This is a genomic window from Bacillus massiliigorillae (genome assembly GCF_000380245.2).
In the GTDB taxonomy this organism is placed as follows: Bacteria; Bacillota; Bacilli; order Bacillales; family DSM-1321; genus Bacillus_AD; species Bacillus_AD massiliigorillae.
On sequence record NZ_HG428741.1, the window covers coordinates 3,358,137 to 3,382,775 of the forward strand.

The 24,639-nt window shown below is 35.3% G+C and carries 26 protein-coding genes; 4 read left to right on the forward strand and 22 right to left on the reverse strand.

The window, feature by feature from the left end; translation table 11 throughout:
- Positions 1 to 12: 12 nt before the first annotated feature.
- From TX86_RS15500 to TX86_RS15525, 6 genes are all read right to left on the reverse strand, one after another.
- Positions 13 to 591: a DMSO/selenate family reductase complex B subunit gene (locus TX86_RS15500; RefSeq protein ID WP_042349771.1), complete on the reverse strand. Its 579-nt coding sequence runs from the start codon at positions 589 to 591 to the stop codon at positions 13 to 15.
- Positions 592 to 604: 13 nt separating this feature from the next.
- Positions 605 to 3,007, reverse strand: coding sequence for a DMSO/selenate family reductase complex A subunit (locus tag TX86_RS15505; protein ID WP_042349773.1), 2,403 nt, complete (start codon positions 3,005 to 3,007; stop codon positions 605 to 607).
- Positions 3,000 to 3,689, reverse strand: a complete 690-nt coding sequence (locus TX86_RS15510; RefSeq protein ID WP_042349774.1) for a TorD/DmsD family molecular chaperone — start codon at positions 3,687 to 3,689, stop codon at positions 3,000 to 3,002. Before TX86_RS15510 ends, TX86_RS15505 begins: the two co-directional genes overlap by 8 nt.
- Before the next feature lie 453 nt (positions 3,690 to 4,142).
- Entirely contained in the window at positions 4,143 to 4,523 is a 381-nt protein-coding gene (locus TX86_RS15515; protein WP_042349776.1) for a winged helix-turn-helix transcriptional regulator, read from the reverse strand.
- 299 nt (positions 4,524 to 4,822) lie between these two features.
- The gene (locus tag TX86_RS15520) at positions 4,823 to 5,023 is read right to left on the reverse strand and encodes a twin-arginine translocase TatA/TatE family subunit (RefSeq protein WP_042349777.1); all 201 of its coding nucleotides are present in this window, start codon (positions 5,021 to 5,023) and stop codon (positions 4,823 to 4,825) included.
- 35 nt (positions 5,024 to 5,058) lie between these two features.
- Positions 5,059 to 7,113, reverse strand: a complete 2,055-nt coding sequence (locus TX86_RS15525) for a molybdopterin-dependent oxidoreductase (RefSeq protein ID WP_042349779.1) — start codon at positions 7,111 to 7,113, stop codon at positions 5,059 to 5,061.
- Positions 7,114 to 7,378: 265 nt separating this feature from the next.
- On the opposite strand from TX86_RS15525, the gene TX86_RS15530 reads away from it, so the two are divergent.
- Together TX86_RS15530 and TX86_RS15535 are read left to right on the forward strand one after the other, a co-directional pair.
- Positions 7,379 to 7,948 (forward strand): 4Fe-4S dicluster domain-containing protein, encoded by a 570-nt coding sequence (locus TX86_RS15530; protein ID WP_052343689.1) that lies wholly within the window; start codon positions 7,379 to 7,381, stop codon positions 7,946 to 7,948.
- Positions 7,945 to 9,495: a PucR family transcriptional regulator gene (locus TX86_RS15535; protein WP_042349780.1), complete on the forward strand. Its 1,551-nt coding sequence runs from the start codon at positions 7,945 to 7,947 to the stop codon at positions 9,493 to 9,495. Before TX86_RS15530 ends, TX86_RS15535 begins: the two co-directional genes overlap by 4 nt.
- A 64-nt stretch (positions 9,496 to 9,559) precedes the next feature.
- Here TX86_RS15535 and TX86_RS25840 read toward each other — a convergent pair whose 3' ends face one another.
- From TX86_RS25840 to TX86_RS15560, 5 genes are all read right to left on the reverse strand, one after another.
- Positions 9,560 to 10,363, reverse strand: coding sequence for a dimethyl sulfoxide reductase anchor subunit family protein (locus TX86_RS25840; RefSeq protein ID WP_052343690.1), 804 nt, complete (start codon positions 10,361 to 10,363; stop codon positions 9,560 to 9,562).
- Positions 10,363 to 10,935, reverse strand: coding sequence for a 4Fe-4S dicluster domain-containing protein (locus TX86_RS15545; RefSeq protein ID WP_042349782.1), 573 nt, complete (start codon positions 10,933 to 10,935; stop codon positions 10,363 to 10,365). The genes TX86_RS25840 and TX86_RS15545 overlap by 1 nt, the downstream gene beginning before the upstream one ends.
- A 13-nt stretch (positions 10,936 to 10,948) precedes the next feature.
- Positions 10,949 to 13,147 carry a molybdopterin-dependent oxidoreductase gene (locus tag TX86_RS15550; RefSeq protein ID WP_042349783.1) on the reverse strand — a complete coding sequence of 733 codons (2,199 nt, stop codon included), beginning with the start codon at positions 13,145 to 13,147 and terminating at the stop codon, positions 10,949 to 10,951.
- A 29-nt stretch (positions 13,148 to 13,176) separates the two neighbouring features.
- Positions 13,177 to 13,434: a hypothetical protein gene (locus TX86_RS15555; RefSeq protein ID WP_042349785.1), complete on the reverse strand. Its 258-nt coding sequence runs from the start codon at positions 13,432 to 13,434 to the stop codon at positions 13,177 to 13,179.
- Positions 13,435 to 13,848: 414 nt separating this feature from the next.
- A complete protein-coding gene (locus TX86_RS15560) occupies positions 13,849 to 14,433 on the reverse strand; it encodes a LysE family transporter (RefSeq protein WP_042349786.1) in 585 nt (194 codons plus the stop codon).
- Positions 14,434 to 14,546: 113 nt separating this feature from the next.
- Here TX86_RS15560 and TX86_RS15565 point away from each other — a divergent pair, with 113 nt between their 5' ends.
- Positions 14,547 to 15,101: a helix-turn-helix domain-containing protein gene (locus tag TX86_RS15565; RefSeq protein ID WP_042349788.1), complete on the forward strand. Its 555-nt coding sequence runs from the start codon at positions 14,547 to 14,549 to the stop codon at positions 15,099 to 15,101.
- 55 nt (positions 15,102 to 15,156) lie between these two features.
- Here TX86_RS15565 and TX86_RS15570 read toward each other — a convergent pair whose 3' ends face one another.
- From TX86_RS15570 to TX86_RS15590, 5 genes are all read right to left on the reverse strand, one after another.
- On the reverse strand, positions 15,157 to 16,248 hold the full coding sequence (locus TX86_RS15570) for an ATP-binding protein (protein ID WP_042349789.1): 1,092 nt from the start codon (positions 16,246 to 16,248) through the stop codon (positions 15,157 to 15,159).
- A gap of 40 nt (positions 16,249 to 16,288) precedes the next feature.
- Complete coding sequence (locus TX86_RS25845; protein WP_195892896.1) at positions 16,289 to 16,903, reverse strand: TorD/DmsD family molecular chaperone; 615 nt, start codon at positions 16,901 to 16,903, stop codon at positions 16,289 to 16,291.
- Positions 16,904 to 17,095: 192 nt separating this feature from the next.
- Entirely contained in the window at positions 17,096 to 18,112 is a 1,017-nt protein-coding gene (gene moaA, locus TX86_RS15580; protein WP_042349790.1) for a GTP 3',8-cyclase MoaA, read from the reverse strand.
- Positions 18,113 to 18,134: 22 nt separating this feature from the next.
- Entirely contained in the window at positions 18,135 to 18,650 is a 516-nt protein-coding gene (mobB, locus tag TX86_RS15585; protein WP_052343692.1) for a molybdopterin-guanine dinucleotide biosynthesis protein B, read from the reverse strand.
- Positions 18,638 to 19,897, reverse strand: coding sequence for a molybdopterin molybdotransferase MoeA (locus TX86_RS15590; protein WP_042349792.1), 1,260 nt, complete (start codon positions 19,895 to 19,897; stop codon positions 18,638 to 18,640). Before TX86_RS15590 ends, mobB begins: the two co-directional genes overlap by 13 nt.
- A gap of 191 nt (positions 19,898 to 20,088) precedes the next feature.
- Here TX86_RS15590 and moaC point away from each other — a divergent pair, with 191 nt between their 5' ends.
- Positions 20,089 to 20,580: a cyclic pyranopterin monophosphate synthase MoaC gene (gene moaC / locus TX86_RS15595; RefSeq protein ID WP_042349794.1), complete on the forward strand. Its 492-nt coding sequence runs from the start codon at positions 20,089 to 20,091 to the stop codon at positions 20,578 to 20,580.
- 74 nt (positions 20,581 to 20,654) lie between these two features.
- Here the strand turns inward: moaC and TX86_RS15600 are convergent, their stop codons facing one another.
- The 6 genes from TX86_RS15600 to TX86_RS15625 all read right to left on the reverse strand — a co-directional run bounded on the left by TX86_RS15600 (position 20,655) and on the right by TX86_RS15625 (position 24,601).
- Positions 20,655 to 21,173, reverse strand: coding sequence for a MogA/MoaB family molybdenum cofactor biosynthesis protein (locus tag TX86_RS15600; RefSeq protein WP_042349795.1), 519 nt, complete (start codon positions 21,171 to 21,173; stop codon positions 20,655 to 20,657).
- 15 nt (positions 21,174 to 21,188) lie between these two features.
- Positions 21,189 to 22,208 (reverse strand): MoeB/ThiF family adenylyltransferase, encoded by a 1,020-nt coding sequence (locus tag TX86_RS15605; protein WP_042349796.1) that lies wholly within the window; start codon positions 22,206 to 22,208, stop codon positions 21,189 to 21,191.
- A gap of 6 nt (positions 22,209 to 22,214) precedes the next feature.
- Positions 22,215 to 22,451, reverse strand: coding sequence for a molybdopterin converting factor subunit 1 (gene moaD, locus TX86_RS15610; RefSeq protein ID WP_042349798.1), 237 nt, complete (start codon positions 22,449 to 22,451; stop codon positions 22,215 to 22,217).
- A complete protein-coding gene (locus TX86_RS15615) occupies positions 22,444 to 22,908 on the reverse strand; it encodes a molybdenum cofactor biosynthesis protein MoaE (RefSeq protein ID WP_042349799.1) in 465 nt (154 codons plus the stop codon). The genes moaD and TX86_RS15615 overlap by 8 nt, the downstream gene beginning before the upstream one ends.
- Before the next feature lie 95 nt (positions 22,909 to 23,003).
- A complete protein-coding gene (gene mobA, locus TX86_RS15620; RefSeq protein ID WP_042349800.1) occupies positions 23,004 to 23,606 on the reverse strand; it encodes a molybdenum cofactor guanylyltransferase in 603 nt (200 codons plus the stop codon).
- 95 nt (positions 23,607 to 23,701) lie between these two features.
- The gene (locus TX86_RS15625; protein ID WP_042349802.1) at positions 23,702 to 24,601 is read right to left on the reverse strand and encodes an NAD(P)/FAD-dependent oxidoreductase; all 900 of its coding nucleotides are present in this window, start codon (positions 24,599 to 24,601) and stop codon (positions 23,702 to 23,704) included.
- Between the last annotated feature and the right edge of the window lie 38 nt (positions 24,602 to 24,639).

Genomic DNA, 24,639 nt, shown 5'->3' on the forward strand with positions numbered 1-24,639 from the left:
CTCCTTAATATATTATTTAGCTGCATCCTTATGAGGATTAATCACTAGATTTGGTTTTGTATATTTCGAGCTTGGTAATCCTTTAATATCAGCAGTATCACCATATTTCGCACGTAACTCATCAATTGGTCCGAAATCAATAGCACGCATAATACAAGCAGCCACACACGCTGGCTTTTCACCTGCTTCTCTTAAATCTAGACATGTATCACATTTTGTCATCATACCTAGTTCTTCATTATATTGCGGTGCACCATATGGACAATTCCATGTACAATATTTGCAGCCTACACATTTATCGTGATCGACAACAACAACACCATCTTCTTTGCGTTTATGCATTGCACCAGTAGGACATCCACGTACACATCCTGGTTCATCACAATGATTACAAGAAATGGATATGTTAAATGCCGTAACGTTATTAATCCATGCTCCATCTTTGTCTTTAGTAAACTGCCCAGATTCATTTACATATACTCGTCGGAAATTAACCCCAACTGGATTATTATTTTTATCTTTACAAGCTACAACGCATGCGTTACAGCCATTACAACGAGCTTGATCTATATAAAAACCTAATTGAGCCATGTTTTATTCCTCCCTACACTCTTTTTACTTCTGCTAAATTCGTATGTTGAGGATTACAATGGAATGGTGATGCTTTATGAGTAGTCAATACATTGATAGCTCCTCGTCTATCTACACCTTTTTTATCAGGGTCATACCAGCCACCTTGTGGTATACCAATTACGCCTGGCATGAATCTGCTTGATACTTTGGCCGAAATAACGAATTTCCCTCGCTCATTGTAAACTTCAACATTATCTCCATCTTTAATGCCACGTTTCTCTGCATCAATAGGATTAATCCAAAGCTCCTGTGTTTGAACTTCTTCCATCCAATCGCTTGTATCCCAAGTAGAGTGACAACGTCTCTTAACATGCCAACCGAAAACTTGAAGTGGATATTTTTTTGTTAATTCACTTTCAGGGCCTTCTTCCACTACAATATGCTTAGGAATAGCTGGAATTTCCTCAGGATTATTCATATCGAATAAATCTTTAGAGAATAGCTCAATCTTTCCAGATGGTGTTTCAAATGGGTTATTTTTAAGGTCTTTAATCTGTTTCTCAAACTTGACTACTGTAATATCTTTATATTTATACACGCCATTTTTTTGCATTTCTTCGTAACTTGGGAAATCTGGATCAACCTTTTTAGATTCTTCAATCATCCATTTAACCCATTCATCTTGTGTTCGACCTTCAGTAAATTCTTGCTCAATGCCCAATTCAGCTGCAAGCTTACTCATCCATTCGTATTCTGTTAGAGAGCCATATAACGGTTCAACTACTTTTTGAGAAAGGAAAATGTGTTGACCATAACTCCACGGTGGAACTAAGTCATTTTGTTCAAAGAACGTACAAGTTGGTAAAACGATATCTGAGTACTTAGCAGAAGGCGTCATATAAATATCAGAAGTAACAATAAATTCACATAACGACTCATCTTCTAAAATTTCAATTGTTTTATTAATATCTGAATGTTGATTTACTAAGCAGTTACCTGCCATGTTATAAATCATTTTGATATTAGAAGGTAATGTTTGTCCTTCTTCAAGACCTTTAACACCATCAGCCGCTCCCATTTCTGTACCACGAACAATCGCATCCGTATATCTGAAACATGGAATACTTATTCCTAGTGGGTTTTCAGGAATTGGGAATTCTTGATGTTTAACAATCGTACCGTTTGGAGCTCCGGGTCCTGCCCAACCACCGCTAATACCGATGTTTCCAGTTAAAATAGGAATAATTGAACCACCGCGCGATAGTTGCTCACCATTCATATGGCGGTTAATACCGTTCCCTTGAATCCAAGCCATTGGCTTTGTAGTCGCCACTTCACGAGCTAACTGTTTAATACGGTTTGCTGGTAAACCTGTTATTTTGGCTGCCCATTCTGGTGTTTTAGGAGTCTTATCCTTTACTCCCATTACATAGCTATAGTATGATTCACCTGCTGGAACACCTTCGGGCATATGCGCTTCATCATGTCCGATGCAAAATGTATCAAGGAATTTTTGATCTTGAAGTTTTTCCGTAAATATTACATACGCCATTGCTGCAATTAAAGCATTGTCAGTACCTAGTTTTACAGGGAACCAATCATCAGCTAGCGCAACTTCAGTATCTGTTTTTCTTGGGTCAATTGTATAGATTTTTGCACCCTTAGCCTTTGCCATACGTAAGTACATATTGAAGTGACCAAAAATCGTTTCCGCAGGGTTCATACCATGTAAAATAATTAGCTTAGAATCTAATAACGTATTACAGCTACTTCCTGCAGAGCTTACTCCAAAAGTGAATGGTGTCGCAGCACCATGTTGACCAGAGCTATAGTTGGAGTAACGACCTAAGAAACCACCGTCCTGTGCAAGTAAACGTTGAATAACTGTATCACCGCTACCAATTGTTCCGGTTTGCCCTGTTGCATATAAGCTAAATCTAGAAGCTGGACCATACTTTTCTTTTATGCGATTATTTTCTTTAGCAATAATTTTAATCGCTTCGTCCCATGAAATTTCTTCAAATTTGCCCTCACCGCGTTTACCTACACGTTTTAACGGCTTCTTGATGCGGTCAGGAGAATAAATATGCCTTCTATATCCTCTTCCACGCACACAAGCACGAATTTGTGGATATTCTTCATTATCAGCATTTTCATCTCGCGCATCATTATCTGTGCTAATCCGAACAATTTGTCCATCTTGCACATGAGCTTTGATTAGACATTTTCCTCCGCAGTTTAATGTGCTACATGTTGGAATAATAGTAGCGTCTGCTTTACTGCTTGAGCTTGCGGCACTTGCTTTTTTTACAAGATTACTAGATACCGCAGTCCCACCAATAATTGCTGGCGTTGCAACTGCGCCTGACCATTTTAAAAACGAACGACGGTTCATCTTAAAATTTGAAATCTTTCGGAAAATATTCTCATTCATTATCTAGGTCCTCCTTTATTGTTTTAATATATTCAAAATCTTCTTCTACAAATAAGCTTAATAACAAAGCTATTCCTTTATAAAAAGGACTTGTATTCGAAGAAAGAATATCTTTCGTAAATGGAGTAATCCATCTATTCAAATGTTCCTTCATCAGCCAATATTGTGTGTACACTCCTTTGGCATACTCGTCATCTCTACCTTCTTCTTTGGCAGAAAGTGTGTAGTTAATTAAAAAATTCATAAATTCTAATTCAATCGCAATATGATCATCTGGGTCTGTATTCTCATGAATATATTGCAAACCAAAATCCGCTAATCTCTTTCGTATTTGGAATACAGGCTCACCAAAAAGAGATTTATCTCTAGTCACATAAGCCGATTCCCAAGGTGGGGCAGGAACTTTTCCTTCTTCGTTAAAGACGTAAAACGTCGCTAAGTATGCTTCTTTTTCTTCTTCAATAATTGTTTCAAGTTTTTTTCTATCTAAACTTTCAAAGAAAGAACCTAACTCCTTATTTCCCTCCGAAAGAATAGATTTGAATTCAAATGAGAGATGATTTTTCCAATGTTGTAATATTTCAATTGTTAACGGACATTGAAGAGATACTCGTAAAAATGTATAAATCGCTTCTCTCTCCTTACTTATAGAAATCAAGTTAGATTCCTGTATAGCTACCATTTCAATACTCCCTTCTTAATGACAAAAAAAATAATCTTACAGCATTAGTTAAGATTTCAATTGTTATTGCCTGTCATTTATCATTCTTCCTTATTTGACGAAAACATTAATATTCATTTCAAGATTAAAGACATCTGGTTCTATTTAACTCAGTCTCCATGTGACTTCATTCACATAATTATTTACTTTATCTAGTTTAGCAATGACATGAAAAGAACAAAATACTATTAATTTTATTAGTAACTAGCCTAAAAGCTAGTATTAAATCTACATACAAATACAGAATATTCTTATAATTTAGGGTAAAAAACGTATACATCGAGGAAAGTAGGAGTAAAAAGAGGAGCTTCAGCATAAGGATCATTTTACTTTAACAACCTAACGTGTTTTACTACGACCCTTTAGTACACGTAAGATTGTTAAAGTATAGTCACTCTTGCATGTCAGCCTACATTAGCTAACAAACTCTTTGCAAGATTTACAAGGAGATAAAGCATTTTCTTTGTCAAATTCTGTATAGGTTCTAGACCATTGACAAATTCCATGCAAGATTGGTTTTAACGATTCTCCTTTTTCCGTTAAGATATATTCAACTTTAGGTGGCATTTGATTGTATTGTTTTCTACTTACAATACCCTCTGCAATCAGTTCTTTCAAAGTGGATGTTAACACGGTATCTGTCACATTAGATAGTTCTTTTCGAATGGCATTATAACGCATAGTACCATTGGACGTAATTAGACAAATAATTCTTGTTTTCCACTTCCCACCACATAATTCAATAGCATACTCTATAGGACACATCATCTCTTTTTTGATTTTAGGTTCATACATAGTTATTCCTCCCTCCGAGCTTTCACTATCCTAAAAACACTATCAATTGATGTGATTCAATTGATACAAGCAATAATATTTCCATACATTTTTTTAAAAATCAAGTGTTATCTTCAACCATCTGGTGAATAATGACTTAAGCAACCAAGCTCCTATAAAGATAAAATAGAATACAATTATTTTATCGTACAAGATGTTCTAATTATTAGATGTATAACAAGTACGAAGCATCTTAAAAGCGAAAAGAGGTGTCCCAAAAGTGATTAAAAAATCATTTTTGAGACAGCCTCTCCTTTTAATTATTTCTTTTCAACTACTTTTTTCTTGTCTTCTTCAACGTCTTCCATTACGTCACTTGTTAAATCTCGTGTAGATTTTTTAAATTCACGTAATGTTTGTCCAAAAGCACGACCTACCTCTGGTAATTTCTTTGGTCCGAAAATAATTAAAGCTAAAACTAAGATTAAAATAAGGCCTGGAATACCTATATTTGATAGCATTTTAAACACCCTTTTTCTTGTATTCAAATTAACAATTATTTCTTAATACCTTTAACACTGACATATATACTATTAAAAGCCATTCCTTCATAAGTTGAAGATATCTCACCCATATCAGTTGGTTTATAATACACAAGTTCATTGACAATATGATGCTCTGCTTGTACTAATAACGCAGCCGGATGCACATCTGTTGATAATATACACTTAACCGTTATTTCTCCTTGTTTATTATAGACTTGAATGTAAGAATGATTAGTTATACCTTCTTGCCTTGCTCTTGATGGATGCATAAAGGCAATTGGTTCCTTCTCCTCTCGATTCAATAAATCCAAATTAACAAATTGCGAATTCAAATTAAATTGTCCATGATTGGTAATCAATAAAAATTGACTATTAACTGTCGATTCATTCGCTAAAATATATTGTGCCATTGGAGGTTTTCCATTTTGTAGCGCAACTTCTGAATAAAATTCAAACTTCTTCGATGGCGTTTTAAATTGGTAGTCTTGCCAAGCGATATCAGAAACATTTAAACATTTCGGTCCATCTAATAATTCCCGCCAATTACTAATTCCTAGCTGTTCATATAACTTCTCCGTAAACTCCGCATCAATAAAATCTTCAGGTTGTTTATCATAAGGAAAGGTAGAGAACCCTGGCCGCAATTCATTTAATCGTTTTGATAGCATACATGATATTTCTAAATCACTTTTACTTTCATAATAAGGATTTATAGCAGGTTCATTTATACCTAACCATTGATGCCAATAACTCGGTACAATATCCCATTCCTCAAAATTCGTGGTTGTAGGTAATACAATATCTGAAAGCTTAGCTGTTGGTGTTAGAAACTGATCAATAGTCACAATTAATTCCATATTTAGTAGCCCTTTATATAGCAACCTTTGATCTGGATTTTGCGTCATGAGGTTTCGGCATGTAATCCAGAGCATTTTAATTGGTGGATCAGTTGTATCTTGCAATGCATGTGCAAAGTCATTAATATTCACAGAACGATAAGCATTTTCTTCGGTAAATCCGTGACTATAATATTGTGTAATGCGGTTTGAAAACTCCCAGTTACTCAAATCTGCATACATGACACCACAACCTTTTTTTCCGATGTTACCCGTTATCGCCATCAGAGCATGTATAGCTCTAATATTTTGACCACCATATTTATTGCGTTGTAATCCAAAGCCAATCCATACAGTTGTTCTACGCTTCGGCTTCATATGTTTAGCTATCATCGAAACAGCATCAATTGTTAAGCCACATTCCATTAATAATGCATCTATATCTAACGTATCGCTATATTCTCTGAAGCTAGAAAACCCTTTTGTATGATTCGTGATAAAATCTTCATCATAAACACCTTGTTCGTACATAAATTTCGCCAACACCAAAGCAAAAGCTCCATCCGTACCAGGTTTTATTTGGATATAAACATCTGATTTTTTGGCTGATGCTGTATACACAGGATCAATTGTAATAATCGTTGCTCCTCTGCTTTTGGCTTCATACAAATACTGTACAGAATGAATCGAGGTCCATATCGGATTACTTCCCCAAAGGATAATCGTATCTGCATAAGTTAATTGCTCTGGATTGGAATGCTTATAATCACCAAAATCATATATAGAAGCATCTAGCCCTGAAGGCCAGCATGGTGAGCCAACAGCTCTCGTAGTTTGCCCTAAACTATTAAAGAAGCCTTCTACACTATTATGCAAAATACCAAAATTACCCGAATACTTATTTAAGCAAAGTGATAAATTCGATTGATAACGATCATGGAGTTCAATCATTTTGTGACAAATATGATCGATAGCTTCTTCCCAAGAAATGCGATTCCATTCACCACTTCCTCTTCTACTCTGAATCATAGGAAATTTTAAACGCTCTGGATGATACACATGCGATAAATAATTATAGCCTTTCGGACATAGCTTCCCTTTCGTATAGCCATGCTTACTATCACCTGAAACCTTAACCAATTTACCATTTACAGTGTATCCAAGCATTGAACAACTGCTATAGCAATTTCGAGGACATACATGACGTGTTATTTTCTGACTACGTTTCACTCACTTCGCCTCCTTTATCCCGTTCTTACTGGCTCTAAGACTCCAACTTTAAAACAGAAGCGTAAGCAAAGACGTTCAAGGGGAGTTTGAGAACCAGTAAGAACCCGATTGTTTCAACTAATGCCCGGTGGGGATGAACGAAAATCCCCATCAGCAAAGTTTCACTTTATCCCGTTCAAACTGGCAACAAAAACATGTGAAAAACTTCACATTAATCTTACTTTCTAATTCCTTATCATGTATTATTAACATTGAGGTGAGGAGTATGAAGCAATTAGCATTTTTTATTGATATTAATAAATGCATCAATTGCCATTCTTGTACGTATGCATGCAGTAACGAAAAAGAAATTGAAGATACAAAGAGAAGAAAGGTTCTATCTATTCCTCAATATCATGAACAGGATGAAATTCACTTCTCAACTTCATGCAATCATTGTGAAACGCCTGCTTGTATGCCTGTCTGCAAACAAAACTGTATTCGCAAACTTAGAAATGGCATTGTTGTGTTAGATAAGCAAAACTGTGTCGGCTGTGGAAAATGTGCTTCAGCTTGTCCTTTTCAAGCCATTATAATTAATAAAAAAACAAAGAAAGCTGATAAATGTGACATGTGCTATAGTTTACTACAAAAAGGCGAGCAGCCAATTTGTGTGCAAACATGTATAGCAGATGCGATTTCTATTGGCAATATTCTAGAAGATTATCCTTCTGATTATAAAGCGTCGATAAAAGAATACACTATTAAGACCATTACACAACCATCTACTAGATATAAATATAATTCGCCTTCTAAGATTCACTTTTGGGCAAATGAAAGAGAGAACGAACAATGATTTCACTAACCTATGAGCGATTAATAACATATAATCCTTTCTTCTACAGTGAAATTTTAGCAGGTTGGAAAGGAAAACAGCACGCTTGTCATCATGTGACATTCGAAGAAGAAACAACGATTAGTAATAGTTTATTGCTAATTGATTGTTCTTCAGATGCATTCTCTACAATTGAACAAAGTATAGAAGCAGAGCATATATCAGGGATTATTCTATATGGTCATTCACTCTATGATGTACCTTCATATATTCTTGAAGAAGCCAATGAAAAAAACAAACCACTTATACGTTTAAAACATATAGATGGGCAAACCATTTATGATGCTATTCAAGAAATCTTTCTACTTCAAAAAAGTAATCTTCTTTCAATAAAACAAAGTGAATTATCGACATATTGGCTACACTTATATAACGAAAATGATATTCAAACTTTGTGGAATCGATTAAGCGAAATAATTGGTCGAAAAGTAACCTTTCTTAACAATCAAAAACAATTAGTTTCATCCTTAGAATTTTCTTCAAAAGAGTTTACATTTGTTGAAACAACACAAAAAAATATAGACATTTTAACCGATGGTCAACTAACTTATTTTGCCTATCAAATTATTGATACGAAAAATCAATTAATCGGATATTTCCTTCTCGACAAACAAGATAGAGAAATAATAAGTGAAGAGGAACTTCACATATTGGGTTCTATCACACCTACAATGTGCACATGGATGAAACAAGAAAAACTAACTCAAAACATTCATCTAAAATATAAAGATCAATTTCTATTCGATATTTTAAATAATAATATCGAAACAGAAAGCGAGCTAATACAATTAGGAAGACTATTAGAGATGCAATTCCTTCCAAACACATACGTATTAGCCACAAACTTGAACAGTGACAAAATCATTACTAAAGAAATTATTTCCAACATGGAAAGTATTCTAATAAGAAACAAATTAGAAGAAACACATATTTATACAACGCATCTTAGTCATCGAATTGTCGCTATTGTTGTTCCCAAATCAACGAAAAGTAAGTTGTATGCCAAGGCTGAAATCAATGAATGGCTTCAAAGCATTCAACATACTTTCAGTGAATTATATCCATTCATCTCTACATTCATTGGTATTGGTCGAACACAAAGCTCCATTTTAGATTTACACATCAGTTTTCAAGAAGCAAAAATAGCATTACAAATGCATAATTTCTTTCATGGTACAAATTCCATTATTCATTATAATGACTTAGGATATATACGACTATTAAGTTATATTCATCATGAATTACTTGATGATTTCGCTTCGCTTTATTTAGGAAAGCTTCAACGATATGACAACGAGAATGGAACAGATCTTATTCAAACTCTGTACACATATTGCAATCAAAATGGAGACATATTTAAAACAGCAAACCTATTATTTATACATCCAAATACACTTCGACAACGGTTGAAGAAAATAGAATCTATCTTGCAAATACAATTAGATCAATATACTGATTTAGTGAACATTATTTTAGCTCTAAAGATTTCTATCGATATGAACATATAGAGGTAAAGCACCCTTCAATCGTAAGGGTGCTTTACTCTTTACTACTTTAACTAGTCGCTTGCTATTATAAATGAACACCTGTTGAGTAAAATAACATTCTACCAACAAACTCCGCTATGAAAAAGCAACCTAAGATAACAGCAACTAACGGAGTGGATTTATACTTACGATTCATAAGTCCGATAAGAGCGATACCACATCCTACAACGATTAACACTAACTTCACCCAGAATAGTGGACTAGCTGTTAACAATGTGAATGTTTCAACCGCTTCTGGGAAGCCACCTTTTAAGATTGTTAAATTAATCACATTTAACAAAATAGCTACAACTGCTGCCCCTAACGTATAAGCTGTGAAATCAACATACTTCCCATCTAATACAGATACAAGCATTTGTACAAGAACTGGTCCAAGCAATAAAGCTGTAACGAAGAATGCAGCCATTGTTGTTCCATTATTCCAAGCTGGCATTGATGGAATCGTATAAATCATAGCAGTACAGAAGATTGTTACTGCTCCTAATAGAGAAGTAATTGTTCCAAGGATTTGTTTCGACCCTTTTGTTTTCGCAAAGAATGTATACAGAATTACGAATAAAATGAATCCTGGGAAGAACAGAATTTCTCTAGTTAACCAAGATTGACCTAAATTCAAAATAGCTCTATAAGCTGCAAATGGATGCCCTAAGTGGAACACAGAAACAATAACCGCAACTATAGAAATAGCAATTATTATACCAAGTGTAATCAAACTTGTTTTCTTAGAAACCTTTTGCTTAATAGCATCTAAAATAAAGAATGCCATAAATGCTCCAATCGCTAATTGCGATAGAATTGTAAAGACAACAAGGGTCATACTATGCTCCATTATTGATCCCTCCTAACAGAATGACTAGCTTTCGGTAATGTGAAGTGAGTTGAAGAGCCAGTAATTTTTGAGTTAACAAACCCTGATACATCTTTCACATAGTCAGACTCATTAATCGAATTTAAATCAATAATTGAGATAGCTTCCATTGGACAAGATGATACACAAATTGTATCTTCACCTTGTTCTAAGCGATCATAGCACATACTACATTTGTCCATTTTCTTCTTCACTGTATCAAATTGTGGCACACCATACGGACATGCTGTTGCACACATTTGACATCCGATACAACGATCTTGATTGTGTTTTACAATACCATTTTCTAATTTCGTATAAGCACCTGTAGGACATGCCTTTGCACATGCTGGCTCATCACAATGGTTACACGCTGTTGAAATGTAGCAACGTTTTGCCGTACCTGTTAACATTTCATCTGTTTCACGAACGAAACGTCGGTTAATACTTGGTTCTAATTGATAAAAGCTTTTACATGAAATCGTACAAGCGTTACAGCCTACACAACGATCCATGTTAATCGCAAAACCTAATCTTTCCTTCTTTTTTGCCATTTGCTATACCTCCTTACATTTTCGAAATATTAACGAACTGATCGTGGAATGCTAAACCAGCTTGTCCAGTCGCACAAGAACCCATATCTGCTGGTGTTGCTTTAACCAAATAGTTCACGTTAAATTTCTGATCTTTATACCAGCCTTCATAAATGACTACTGCATCCTTTGGAACAGTTTTCGTTACTTTCGCTTTCAATTCAACAAATCCAATGTCATTATGAACTTTTACCATCTCACCATCTTTGATGCCCTTTTGTTTTGCTAAAACAGGGTGCATTTCCACAAATGGCTCGTTATGAACAGATTGCATCCATTCTAAGTTTTGGAATTGAGAATGTAGGCCGTATTTCCAGTGAGGTGATAGTAATCGAATCGGTTGATCCTTTGGAACCGCCATTTCTTCCACGTATACCGGTAATGCATGATGACCGAAAGAAGCACTTTTCTTAGATAGGAATTCATATTTTCCAGAAGGTGTTCTGAATTTACCATCTGCCCAAGCTGCATCATAGCCTTGAACTTTAGCAGTCCCTTTTTTCAAGATGTCTTTCCAGCTTGAAAAACCAAATTGTTCAATAAATGCATCTGACATTTCCATTCCAACCCATTCTTCCATTGAACGATCTGTTGGATATGTGCAAGAACCAGGTTCTAACTCATTTAACTTCTTCGAAATACCCATCGCAATTTCCACATCACATTTTGATTCATATAAAGGTTTAATTGCTGGTTGGTTAATGTTCATCCAATAGTGCCAATAACTTGCGTGAAGTCCCCATGTTTCAAAGATTGAGCAAACTGGTAACACTAAATCAGATTGTGATACTGTCTCGTTAAACCAAAGATCAGCTGTTACAACAAAATCAATTGAATCAAACGCCTTATACGAAACAGATGTTTCAGGGTCTTGAGCAATTGGGTTACGACATGCTACCCATAGCATCTCAATTGGTACTTGTTTTGGATCATTATTAATAGCTAATACTTGAGCTGGGAAGTTATTAATATTGATTGCACGATCCGCTTCTCCACCGCTACCTTCAGGTGGTGTACCAGCAGATTGTGCGGCATAGTTAAAGCCCCAGCTATCTAATTGTGCATAGTTTGCTCCACCACCAACAACACCAATGTTGCCTGTTAGTGCAACTAATGCATCAATTGAACGCACAGCCGCTCCACCATTTGTATGTCTTTGCATACCATAACCAATCCAAATACTAGCTGGTTTTGCCGCAGCATATTCACGTGCTAAACGCTCGATAACATCAACTGGAACACCTGTTTTTTCAGAAGCCCATTCTAGCGTGATATTATTACGAACATAATTCATATATTCTTCGTAACCTACAGAGTTGTTTTTCATCCAAGCAACATCTTGCAGATTATGATCTAAAATATATTTCGCCATACCAAGTGCTAATGCACCATCAGACGATGTTTTAATTTCGATATATTCATCCGCATTCGCTGCTGTATCTGTCATAATCGGGTCGATTACAACTACTTTTGTGCCATTTTCTTTTGCTTTTTGAATAATGCTCATTGAGTGAACAGAAGTCCACGCAGGATTTGCTCCCCAAACGATTAAATATTTTGCCTCTACCATTTTCTCTGGATCTGAGTTTACAATCGTTCCAAAATCAAAAGTTTGCGAGTCAATCCCAGCTGGCCAACAAGGTGTACCTGTAGCTCTTGTTGTATAACCCCAGCTAGCCATCATACCTTCGACTCCATATGATAATACGTTAAAATTCCCGGAATATTTATTAAGAGCAATCGGTAATGTACTACCATGCTTTTCTTTAATCGCTAGGATTTTCTTTGCAATCATTTCATATGCTTCATCCCATGAAATACGCTCCCATTTACCTGTACCACGGCCTTTTTGTACCATTGGATATTTCACGCGATCTGGAGAATATACATAGTTTGGATATGTGTAACCTTTCACACACAAACGCCCATTTGTATACGTATTGTTTTTGTTACCTGTGATGTACTTAATTGTTCCATCTTCTACTGTCGTTACAATTGAACATGTATCATAGCAGTTTCTTGGACAAGAACTGAAAACTTGCTTCGTTTTTCCAGCTGCAGAAGCTATATTTTTATCTGCCTTCGTAAAACTTGAAGCTGTTGAGCCAATTCCAACAAGAGCTCCTAAAGTTGCAGAACCTTTTAAAAAGGTACGTCTTGAAATTTTACTCATTGATATTTCCCTCCTTCAAAAATCACCATTTAATGAACAGATAGTCCTCCACCATCTAATTCATCTTTGTTCTCCGAAAGTTCTTTCTTCACATTCTCTTGAATTTTTTGTTCAGCTTCTGATTGCTTAAACTTTTCTTCTAGAACAGGATTTGGTTCTCCAATATATTCTTTATCTACTTTTCCGCTATTCACAATTGATTGCTTCGATTCTTTATCTCCAGAACATCCACTTAAAATGGAGAAAATACTGATTGCACATAAGGCAAAAACTAGCCATCTTTTCATTTCTATTCACCTCGTTGTTCTGTAATTTATTATTTCGAGATAATTTTAACAAACACTATTAATGGTTAAGAGTGTAAATACAAACATGAATTACATGGTCTTAGTGTATAAAATTACACAACCCTAAAAAGATGCTCTACAAACGTTGATATATAAGCATTCCCCTTTTAAACAAACCAATAAATCCTGCATTAATACTGAACGAATGATAATGATTATCGTCACTTTTTTGCCATTTTCATAGCATTTAACAATAAACTATGTAATTTTGTACATACATAGAAAAACCAGCACCGGTCTTTTTGTTTGATGGGTCTACTTCTCAGTTTATCTACAAAACAAAAAAAGGACATTCGATAAGTTATTTACAATCACACTTCGAACATCCTCTCATATTTTGAATGAACCCTTTGTCTACTTCACAAAAATAGAAACAGCACTATACACCAATAACAAAGCCATAACGACATTGAACTGATTTCTATACTTTAATATCATTTTTTGAAAGATTGAACCAAATAAACTCCAGCTGAAAGTACTCAAAAAACCTACAAATGCTAGTAATATAGCAAAAAACAACAAACTTATATTTGATGAGTGATACGGCAAAATAAAAGTAGCTATTACTGTAATACCATATAAAATCCCCTTCGGATTAACAAATTGCAGAAGCATACCTGTAAAAAATCCATTATTCTTACTTTCCTCTTGATCCTCTTTACCATCCTTACTAAATACAAACTTCGCAGCCAAATACAACATATAGGCTGCACCTAAAATACTCATAAAAAATTCAATTTTCGGAATAAAACTCTCAAGCATAATGTTAAAGTAAGTACACAATACCATGATGACAAAAAAACCAGCACTTACACCGAAACAAAATCTAATCGTATTTTTTAACCCGTATTTATTAGCGAACATCATCGCCATAATGTTATTTGGACCAGGTGTGAAGCTTGTTATAAAAACATATAACAAAAATGAAACCATAGGCATACGAATCATCCTCCTCCATGTCGTATGATATAATGTCTAAAACGAACGATATAACATTTTTACATATTGTACAATACGGTCGTTATATTGTACAGATATAAGGAGTGTGAATTATGGAGGACATACAAATTATTCTTGCCAAAAATTTAAAAGCACTTAGAGAAGAGAAAAAACTCAGCCTAGAGAAGGTAGCTGAGTTAACTGGCGTTAGCAAAACAATGATTGGGCAGATTGAAAGAGGCGAATCGAGTCCAACCATCACAACAATTTGGAAAATCGCAAATGGCTTAAAAATTTCTTTTTCTTCACTTATCCAAAATCCACAACCAGATACAAAAGTAGTCATGAAAAGTGAAATTCAAGTATTATCCGAAGACAACGGGAAATATAGAGTTTACCCTTACTTTCCTTTCCAAGATGATAAACGATTTGAAATTTATTCTATCGAAATGGATAAGGACGGGTATTTAAGTGCAGAAGCTCATAGAGACGGGACAGAGGAATATATAACAGTCTTTGATGGAGAACTAACAATTATTGTTAATGAAATTGAATATACAATTAAAAATGGTGATTCAATTAGATTCAAAGCCGACAGACCTCATAGCTATCGTAATTCAGGAAATACAGTGACTCGATTAAGTATGACAATTTATTATCCAGCCTAAAAAAACGAGGGCCAAAGTGTCGTCAGCTAATGACACTTTGGCTCTCGCTTTTTTCTTAACTTTTTAAGATATACATATATTTATTATTCATAATGGTAGCTGCCTTTGGCTCCATCGAGATATGCTTTTCGTAACATATTTCAACACACAGCTGACAAGATACACATTTATTCGTTGCTAAAATAATGTCTTTACCATCTGCATATAAAGCATCGGTTGGACATAGAAACGAACATGCTCCACAACGCGTACAGCTTTCCTTTATCGTTGGCATAAGTATCGTCATTTCTTCTTGCAGTTGCGGCGATTGCTTGAAAGCACTTAATAGCAGTGAACGCTTATCAGTATGAATGACATTATCCTTCAATACTTGATCCGCCAATGATTGTTTAATTTCATTCACTTCATCAGAAATTTCTTCTATTTCATTTTTCTGTTGATAATATTGGTCAAATTTCTCAAATGGTGAAAGTGTTTTATTCACTTCGAGAACTTCCTTCACCGTAATTGTATTCGTTTCCTTTACTTCTTCCATGAGAGAAGAAAGAAAATTACGTTTACCATGATCTATACTGGAATCGGTTTGATTCTGTAATGAGACTTCTGAACAAATCGGAAAAGGATTAGAATGGTTTTCATATGCTTTATCCAATTGTTGTTGAAATACTTGTTCTCCAGTTGTTATGCTACATTGCTTACAATTGTCACTACTTACAAGAATAGAAAGGTTGTTTACACTCAAACCGATGTTCAGCCAAAATTCTGCTGGAAGCATACCTAAACAAGGTACTTCAACGATTGAAGAATGGCCCGTTTTATGTTCCATTGCTGAGCAAGTTATATAGACCGTTTGTTCATTTTTGGCTAATCGCTTTATTCGTTGTTCAATTTGACTAAGCGGAGGGCTGTTCCATTTTAATGCATTCGTTGGACAAACAGTTGTACATAATCCACAGTCTAAGCAATCCTGTAACTCAAGTGAATCTTGATTAATTTGAATGCTTCCCGGTGCAGGGCAAACATCTGTACATACTGAACAGGAACTAATAACCGCTCTTACTTTTAAACAACGATTATGTTCAATATCTATCTTATCAATTTTTTTGATTAAGACATTAGACATTTTTTTCATACGATTGAATAACATATGGAACATCTCCTCCCTTCAAGCTTAATTATGAATCTACTTAACACTTTTCAACAAGCATCATTCCTTGCAATATATGAGACATACCAATTATGACATTGTTACTTGTTTTCTCTTGAACTAATTCACAATGTTCTTCTACCCAATGGAATAAATGCTTTTGTAAAAAATCATTATATAATTTCATATATTGTTCATCTTCTAAACCGTTCTCTAATAAATAACATATGAATTCAAGTTCCAGCGCTAAATGATCATCAGGATCACTATTTTTATTAACGAGTGTCAGTCCTGCATCTTCATAAAATCTACGTACCGCTAATGTGTAATATTGCATCACTGCACCATTTTCACTACGATAAGTAGATTCATATGGTGATGCTTCTAGTTCCATTGGTCCAACAAACAATCGATTAAAATCATATTGCAGATCAGCTAAATCTTGGGTTGAGAAATTCAATAACGTTTGAATTCCCTCTGTTATTGATTCTTGTTCTAAAGTTAAAGAGTCTTGTTTTATACAGCCAATTAGCTCTTTCCACTGACTTTCAGATAACTGATTTAATTGACCTGCATAAAATTTTTGTATAAATGTATATAAGCTAAGTTTAGTAATAATGGTTTCTTCTGTGTTTCTTACCTGTTGAGTACTCATAATATGTTGTACCGCCTTTTCATATAGACTTCCTACCAAGATTTTAACAAATTCCTTTTGTAATAAAGAGTGTAAAGTTGAACACTCTTTTATTGCCGTAGTGTTCATTTTTACACTTGCTAATCAAAAAAAGCTAACTTTATGTAATTCACAAAGTTAGCTTTTTTTGACTGGCAAGAAGCTTATTATTTACTATCCACCAATAAACGACATATTAATTTTCTTACGATTCTTAACGGATTGCTCGGTACGTTCTTCAGAATATCGGTCATTACGTTGTTCCCAAGTTGAGCGAATGACTTTTAATATTTCCTCATCCGTAGATCCATTTCTTAAGATTTGACGTAAATCAACTCCCTCAGAAGCAAACAAACAATTATAGAATTTACCATCAGAAGATAAGCGACCTCTTGTACAAGAAGAACAAAACGGTTTAGATACAGAAGGAATAAAGCCTACTTCTGCTTCACTATTACTATACTTGTATCTTTTAGCTACTTCTCCATAGTATTTTTCTGAAGAAGGTGTAAGTTCATTATTTATTTGAAGTTTCCTAAGTATTTCTTCTTGTGAGACAACTCTCTCATAACTCCAATCATTGTCATTACCTACATCCATGAATTCGATATATCGAAGTTCAATGCCTTGACTCTTAAAGTAGTCTGCCATAGGAACAACTTGATTATCATTCACACCTTTTTGAACAACCATATTCACTTTAATGGTAAAGCCCATATCTTGAGCATATTTAATATTTTCAAGAATTATTTTCGAATCAAAGCCACGTCCATTTAATTCTCCAAACAACTCTGAATCTAATGCATCTAAACTAATATTTAATCTTCGTAGTCCTGCATCATAGAGCGCTCTCGCTTTTTTCTTCAAAAGCACACCATTCGTCGTTAATCCCATGTCTTTTATACCTTCAATGGTATTAAGACGCTTAATTAACTCTTCAAGATTATGCCTTAATAACGGTTCACCGCCTGTTAATCTGAGCTTCTTTACGCCTAAAGAAGCAAATAAACACGATAATCGATATATTTCCTCGAATGAAAGAAGCTCATCCCTTGGCATAAACTTAAAGGAATCCCCAAAAACTTCTTTCGGCATACAATACGCACAGCGAAAATTACATCGATCCGTTACTGAGATACGTAAATCATGTAGAGGCCTTTGCAATTGATCTACACTAAATTGTGTTGTCATGATGAATTCTCCTCCAACAACTTTATTTCATAATAGTTTCAGTCACATAGTTACGAACCCAATTATCCAACTGTTGCTGATTATTACGATTGATTATCTTATTGTTTGTATCAAGTGCCATTTCATATAAGCACACTACAAGAACAATATTTTGTAAAGAGCTTAAAATTTTCCAATCCTCTTCAGTGCGTATTAAAACCACTTTGGGTAATGGTTCACGTTTAAAGCCTTCTACCAAGATTACATCAGGATTAGCAATCATAGACAGTTCTATTAATTGATTAAGATCCAATTCACGACGGTTATGAAATTGAACCATTCCATCACCAACCACAACAGAACTAGAAGCACCCTTATTAAAATACTTCATACTATCTGTTTCAGAAGAAGGAAGCTCTATCGGTCCAGCATGTCCATGATGTTTAATGACTGATACACCTAATCCTTCTTCTTGCAGAACATCTAACCAGTTTTCTATAAGTGTTGTTTTTCCACTATTTTTAAAGCCGACAATCTGTAAGATTCTCACAGATTCCACTCCGCTACACCCTCTTCAGTTCCTAAAAGCAAAACATCCACTTCCGTACCAGCTTCATATCCTCTCGTACCACTTGGAAGAACAATAATGGCATTTCCATTTGCGATACTAGTTACTGCATTTGATTTATTGAAACCAGCTGGTTTTACAATAGGTCCATTCACACCAAATTCATATGATGCTCGAATAAATCGTGTAAATGGATTTGGTTTTAGAAAATCTTCTGTTAAAATCGCTTTCGTCTGCTGTAAATACGGCTTATTACAGCCCATCATTTTTAACAATACAGGACGTACTAACAATTCAAATCCTGAGAAGCAAGCTGACGGATTTCCTGATAATCCAAATAAATATTGATGATTACTTACTGCTGCCGTTGTTACACTTCCTGGTCTCATCAAAATTTTATTAAATAGAACATCTGCATTTAAACGCTTGTACACAGCTGGAGCAAAATCAAAATCACCAACCGATACGCCACCAGTTGTAATTAAACAATCTGTCTCACTTAAAGCACGTACTACCGTTTCATAGCACTGATCAAGATCATCTGACTGCATACCATATGAACGGAATTCAATACCCATACGTTGTAGCTGCGCCTCAATCATATATCCATTGCTATTACGAATCTTACCAGGTTGTAACTCATCATTTACGTCCAATAATTCAGTACCAGTTGCTATAATTCCGACAATTGGTTTTTTAGCCACTTTCACCTGTGCATAGCCTAAAGTTGCAAGCAATGCAATTGTACCAGGGTGAATGAAACCACCAGCCTTAATTAATTCTGTTCCAACTTTTGCATCTTCACCTTGATAAGAAATATTTTCACCAGGCTTAAAGGGCTTACGAATTGAAAAAGAATCTTCTCCTTCAGCTCTCGCTTGTTCAAACATAACAACAGCATCTGCTCCTTCTGGCAATGCTGCCCCTGTCATAATACGAACGGCTTCATGCTCCCCTACAACAACTTTCGACACATGGCCTGCTCCGATATGATCAACTACACGAAAAGTGACACGACTTTCTCCTGATGCACCTTCAGAGTCTTGTGATCGAATGGCAAATCCATCATATGCTGAACGGTTAAAATGTGGGATATCATGCCTTGCAATAATATTTTCTGCTAATATACGCCCATAAGCTTGTTGTAAAGGTACACTTTCTGTCTTTACAGAAGGAATATGATTCATCAGTCTTGCAATAGCTTCAGTTACAGGAATTGGTTTTCTTTTTTCTATCATTTCTTCAGTTCTCCCTACATTTTTCGTATATACTAAAGGAATATAAGCTTTACTTTTTTTGTATTGTACATTATATCACAAAAAACTTTTTTATATTTTATGTAATATGACAGTAATTATCATGTGAAGGGTTGTATAATATTAATTCCATCACAAAAAAGAGAATAAACAAACAGATTGGATGATTATTGATGAGTAAACTTACACACTTTAATGAACAAGGCCGTGCTAAAATGGTCGATATTTCTGAAAAAAACACTACCGAAAGAACAGCTGTAGCTCGTTCATCAGTCATTGTAAACGAATATATTTATAATCAAATTATCGATGGTACAAATAAAAAAGGTGATGTGCTTGCCGTGTCACAAGTAGCTGGAATTATGGCAGCTAAACAAACATCATCCATCATACCAATGTGCCATCCAATTGCTTTAACGGGTGTTAATATTACGTTTGATTGGAATGTGCATCGTTATGACCATCATTATGAAGTCTTAATACTAGCTGAAGCTAAGACAACTGGACAAACCGGCGTAGAAATGGAAGCTTTAACTGCTGCTTCTGCCACAGCATTAACGATTTACGATATGTGTAAAGCAGCTGGTAAAGACATGATTATCGGTCAAACGATGTTAATCAGTAAAACAGGCGGAAAGAGTGGCGATTATAAAAGACAATTATAATGCTATCTATTCATCAAAAAAGCTTTCTTCTACATGAGCACGTAGAAGAAAGCTTTTTTAATTAGGTAAACCATCTACCCAAGAAGATCTTTCCTCACTTCTCTTACAACATGAGCTATTTCAGGTAGAATAAGCTTATTCATAGCTAATTTAACAGCTCCTGTTGAACCTGGAGTGGAAAAAATCACTTTATCTTTCGCAACTCCTGCAATTGCTCGTGACAGAATAGCAGCTGAACCAATATCTTCTAAATAGCTAAGCATTCTAAAAATCTCGCCATACCCTGGTAGTTCTTTATCCAACAAGCTTTTTACAGTCTCAATGGTTACATCACGACGTGCGATTCCCGTACCACCATTCGTTAAAATCACATCTATATCAGAATTATGGCAGCCTTCGATTAAAGCATTGTGGATTTCTTGTTGCTCGTCTTTAACAATCTTATATGCCGAAATCGTATGCCCCGCACTTTCTAATAGTTCCATCATCGTCTTGCCACTCTTATCTGTTTCAGGAGTACGTGTGTCACTCACTGTAATCACCATTATACGAATGCTTTTCGGAGCTTCTAGTTTATGTTCATTTACACTCATCTTATACCTCCACTGCTATCCTAAAATACGTTGATATAACGATTTCGCTTGCGCTTCATCCTTCGTATCATGCACAAGAGCACGACCATCTTGGAAAATGACCATTCGCTGTCCATTTGTTTCTAGCGAAATAAGAAAAGCATTTGCTTTTACCTCATAACCACCATTTCGTAAATCCTCTGCAAGCTTTACTAAATTTAACTTTCTTTCAGAAGACGGTCGGATTTGTACTGTATTTCGTCCACATAAAACAGCTGTTTTTGTAGCTTTCTCAATTTGTAAAAACGGGTATGTAGGCTCTTCTCCACAAGATAAACAGCTAGATTTTTTCATTTTAGATGCTTTTATCACATGATATTGATTATTCCATACATCAAAGCTTACAAATCCAGGTCGAAGTGCACTCCAGTTTTCCGTTAACATTTTTAATGTTTCGGTATGCTGATGAGCAACAACCATCGTTACCGCAGGAGCAATAATACCATTTGTATCACAAGTCATCCCTTGAATTGGTAGTGTAGATAACAAACAATGCAAGCAAGGCGTTTCTCCAGGAATAATCGTAAAGCTCATTCCGCTACTTCCAACACATGCACCATAAATCCATGGGATACTATACTTCTGTGTTAAATCATTAATAATCATTCGCGTTTCAAAGTTATCTGTTGAATCTATCACGACATCCGCTTTTTGAACAAGAGGCTGTAACGTAAGGGCTGTACCATCTGCAACAACGGCTTCTATCTCAACGTCACTGTTAATCGATTGTAAATGACGTCGTGCCGCTTCTGCCTTTGGCATTCTTTCCTGCACATCAGCTTCTGTATACAATTGCTGACGTTGTAAATTACTTTCTTCTACATAATCACGATCAATAATAGTTAATTTCCCTACACCTGCTCGCGTTAACATTTCGCAATTCGCTGAACCTAAAGCACCAGCACCAACCACAAGAACATGCTTTGAGCGAATTAGGTCTTGCCCTTGTTTTCCAATTGGACTAAACAACTCTTGTCTTGAATAACGGTCACCCATCACTCATCAACCCCCACTAACTGGTGGAATAAATGCTACTGTATCACCTTCATTTAACTTGTATGTAGCATCAACAAATTCTTCATTTACCGCTGTCATCACAGCTTGTAATTCATCTGCAACTTGGAATTCATTAATTAACTGTTCTTTTAATTCAGCAACTGTTAAACCGCTACCTTGCCAATCTATACTGTCTTTTCCAAACTTCTCTTTTAAATTAGTAAATAATAAAATTTTAATCATTGCACTCTTCCTCCGTCGGTTTTCCAGAAGGGTATTCAATTGTTCCTTGTTGATTACCAATCCATTCTTCGCCATCTTCCCAATGCTCTTTCTTCCAAATAGGGACAATTTCTTTAATTCTTTCAATTGCATAAGAATTCGCATCATATGCATCACGACGATGTGGTGTTGATACCGCAATAACAACAGCAATATCCGTAATTTCAAGCTTTCCGATACGATGTGTGATGACCATCTCTGCATCAGGCCAGCGTTCTTTCACTTCAGAAACAATCTCTTCTAATTTCTTCACTGCCATTGGTACATATGCTTCATAGACTAAATACATCGTTTTCTTACCTTTTGTAAATTCACGTACCGTACCAATAAAAGTTGTGATTGCTCCTGCTTCTCGTTTCGTTACTTTATCAATTAATTGCTGAACGTCAATCGGTTCAGTCGTTATTGCACAATTCATATGTCTTCATCCTTTTAATATAATTATTTCTTTCACAAAATTCACTTGTGAAATCATTTACAAATATGTATCCATTAATCAGTTTGAATGATTGTTTAACCCTTCTTTAATTCACTTTCTAGCTTCTGTGCTATTTTAAATTCTTCAGGTCGATTCATATTAAAAAACACGTTTTGTATATGATCATTCACTGACAACAGCTCATCTTCGGTCAAAATTCTCGTATGAACTTCATCGAAAATCCCTACCATACGAAGCATCTTCTCTTGTAAGTTCTTGCGAATAGGAGCTAAACAAGTTTTTCGATAAGCAGCAAATAAAGGATGATACTGATTATCTACACTTGGTAATACGGCATCATAATCATCTAGATGCTGTACTAAAAGCTTCATTACTTCAATATTAATAAATGGCATATCACAAGCAACTAAAAAACATTTATCATGCTTCGCCGCTTGCAGCCCCGCTTCAAGACCAGCTAGCGGACCGCTTTCTTTATACGTATCAGCCACTAAAGGAACATTCAAAAAGGCATATTGTTCATGATTATTTGTCACAACAATAACCTCATCAGCAACTTGCTTACAGCAATCTACGATATGCTCAATTGTCGTTTTATCAAAAATAGGTAATAATGCTTTATTTGTTCCCATCCTACTAGACTTGCCACCAGCTAAAATGATAGCTGTACATTCCATTTTGTCAACGCTCCTCTCCATTCGTAAAAAATATTCTCTTACTTATGCATTTTATCGTACTAAATACGAAAGTAACAAATTGAAAAACAAACCAATTACTTTACAAAGTCCTCGTTCGTCAAGTCTGTATTCACGCCAATAGCCGCTTTACTGCCTTCCCCAGCAGCAATTACGACTTGTGACGGAGTTGTAACATCTCCTGCTGCATAGATACCTTCTATATTTGTTCTACCTAATCCATCAGTATTCAAACCACCGTTTTTATCTATTTCACAACCTAAAGATTGTGCTATTGAAGTAGTTGAAACCCATTCAGGTGTAATAAATCCACCTTCTATTGGCACTTCCACCCCATCAGCAAATCTTATAGCCTTTACCATTCCTTCATTGCCCACTAATTGTTTCACTTTTTGTTCAAACAGCTGTATTTCTTTCCGTTCAAGTTCACTCTTTTCTTCTTCTGAAAGTGTATGGCTTCCATCCGTACAAACAATAAGATTTTTACTCCAATTATATATCAGTTTAATACTTTCAAATATAGCTTGATGATTCGAGATTATCGCAATCGCTTTCTCCTTCATCTCCCAGCCGTCACAATAGGGGCAACTATAAATACTGTTTCCGTAGAAAGTTTGAATACCTTCTATATTCGGCAATGCCTCTTTAACACCTGTTGCAAAGATAATTTTTCTAGCAGAATATAGTTCACCTTCTAATGTTTCAATCGAAAAATGATTATCTCCTTTTCTAATGGACGCAATTTTCATTCTCTGTAAGATGATGGACGGGTATTTGCTCAATTCAGTACGTGCAATCTTTTTCAACTCATTTGGTTTTACACCATCTCTTGTTAGAAATCCATGCGATTCTCTTGTAACAGCATTTCGGGGCTCATTATCATCAAAAAGAATAACATTTCTTCTCGCTCTTCCAAGAACTAACGAAGCACTCATCCCAGCAGGCCCGCCTCCAATGACAGCACAATCATAAAGCATATTTCTCAATCCTTTCTAAGCAAAGCAAAATAGTATTA